Raw genomic sequence first — 1,981 nt, 5'->3', positions numbered from 1 at the left:
CCCCCACCCCCACCCCCCCCCCCCCCCCCCCCCGCCCCGCGCGCCCCCCCCCCCCCCCCCCCCCCCCCCCCCCCCCCCCCCCCCCCGCCCCCCCACGCCGGTGTTCAGCTTCCGGGGAAATCAGTCAACCGCGGATCGTGGACATCAGCAGCTCGTGGGTATCAACTCCCGGGGGAGGTGGCGCGTCATGGGAGTCGAGCATGTCGATCGTCCGGACGGCGCTCTCCCGCGGTTCTGCCCGTGGTGCGGGCTGAACAGGCCCGGCCTCGGTGGTCACCGTCTTGGACCGGTGGCCGTTGCGGTGGTTGTCCAGCCCGCCCTCGGCCCGCTCACCGGGCTCGTGGCCCAGGTGATCGGTGAGCTTGCCCTCCAGCGCGGACTCCAGGACCCGCCGGGTCAGCCCGGCCGGCAGACCGCTCTCCCCGGTCAGCTTCACCCCGCCGGCCTGGGCCCGGGGCACCAGTTCGGCGACCAGCCCGTCATCCACAGCGTTCGTCGCGTCCACGGCGGCCTCCCCGGCCTCGATGTCACTCGTCACGTCAGTCATCAACTGTCGATTTTGACTTGGGAGTTCTACCGTTCACCGTACGGGCCCTCTGGGCGCGGCATACAAACCGGGCAGACAGAGCCTGCTCGGTGTCCGCTCCGCGTGATGCACGTACCGGGAGCCGCAGCTGAGGTTCAGTCCTTCCCACGCGCCGCCGGGACGGCGCTGTACAGCCGGGCGGCGAGCCACCGTAGAAAACCCTATGATCGCCACGATGTATGCGGGCGCGGTGCGGGCGCAGGGTGCCGGGGCGCCGTTTTGTCGAACGTGGGGTGGGAACTGTGGGGCAAACCTGGGGTGCGCTCGCTGTGGCGATCGTCGGCGTCGTTGGCACTTTGGGCGCGGCCCTGCTGACACAGAGCAGAGCCGACCGACTCAAGCGCCACGAACTGGAAGCGACCGCCCACCAGCAGCGCGAGGACCGTGCCCACGCCGAACAAGTCCGGCAGCAAGAAGCACGCATCGCGGCACGACGTGAACTGACCGATCTGCGACGGACCTGCTACATCTCGCTCAACACCACGGCACGTCAGTCCCAGACCGCGCAGATCAACCTGATGCATGCGCTGCGGGCTCGAGACGACGCAGAGATCCAGGCCTGTGCCGAGCAGCTCGAGGTGCGGCGCCTGGCCCTTCGCGACAGCTACGCCGAAGCGCAGATGATCGTGCCCGCCACAGTGATGACAGACGCCCGGGCGGCGAGTCGTCAGCTTAACGACACCTACGGCCTGCTGAAACGCCTGCTGGCAGGCGGTCATGCCAGCGACAGCCAGCTCGATGCCCTAGAAGCTGAGACAGAGATTTCATGGGCGCTGTTGTCCGATTTGCGGGGTGCTATGCGTAGTGACCTCGGCGTGGACGAGGCATCTGCATAACGCGCAGATGCCGTACCGGGGCATAGGACAACGTGCTGGGGAAGGTACCCGCCCGCGTGATGTCGTCCGCCCTGCTGGAGCAGTCTCTGCCCGCGTATGCGACCAACTCTGGCAGGCCGTCACCGAAACCGTCAGCGACGGCGCCGCCGTCCTCGTCCACCCGGTGCGATGTGTCGGCTTCGTGTCAGTGCCGGTGGCCGGCAGTCGCCGTCGGCCGCTGCCGGTCATCTTTCCGCTGGTCACCGTGGAGGCATGTGACGGCCCGTCGCTGACACGGGGATTACACGGGCATCGGATTTCACTGTCATGAGGTGATGGATCCCCAGGTGGTCTGCTGGTATGAATGCCGAGGGATCGCAGGTAAGAGGTCCGCCATCACCCGCCGCCGGCCCGGGTGTCGGTTGTGCTGATGACGTCGCCGCGCCGACGGCTGCTGACCTTCCCGCCCTTCTCTGCGACAGCCTTCAGCCTCGATCCACCGCGTAGCGGTCGGGCTGTGGACGGAGAAATCAGAAGAGGTGCCCGCTGACCTGGGATGATGGGAGTTCTGACGCTTCCA

2 protein-coding genes are annotated in these 1,981 nt (G+C 68.1%); one reads left to right on the top strand and one right to left on the bottom strand.

Going from position 1 to position 1,981, the window contains the following annotated elements:
- Nucleotides 1–124: 124 nt before the first annotated feature.
- Nucleotides 125–547, bottom strand: coding sequence for a transposase (locus ACFYQA_RS39435; protein WP_388928658.1), 423 nt, complete (start codon nt 545–547; stop codon nt 125–127).
- 308 nt (nt 548–855) lie between these two features.
- Here ACFYQA_RS39435 and ACFYQA_RS39430 point away from each other — a divergent pair, with 308 nt between their 5' ends.
- On the top strand, nt 856–1,422 hold the full coding sequence (locus ACFYQA_RS39430; protein ID WP_388928656.1) for a hypothetical protein: 567 nt from the start codon (nt 856–858) through the stop codon (nt 1,420–1,422).
- Nucleotides 1,423–1,981 lie beyond the last annotated feature (559 nt).

The sequence above is a fragment of the Streptomyces sp. NPDC005774 genome (assembly GCF_042871645.1).
Lineage (GTDB): Bacteria > Actinomycetota > Actinomycetes > Streptomycetales > Streptomycetaceae > Streptomyces > Streptomyces pratens.
Note: the sequence above shows the minus strand (reverse complement) of the source record. Positions and strands in the feature narration are given on the sequence as shown.

Coding starts and splice junctions, on each gene's coding strand:
- ACFYQA_RS39435 (WP_388928658.1), bottom strand. CDS start 547: ATGACTGACGTGACGAGTGACATCGAGGCCGGGGAGGCCGCCGTGGAC.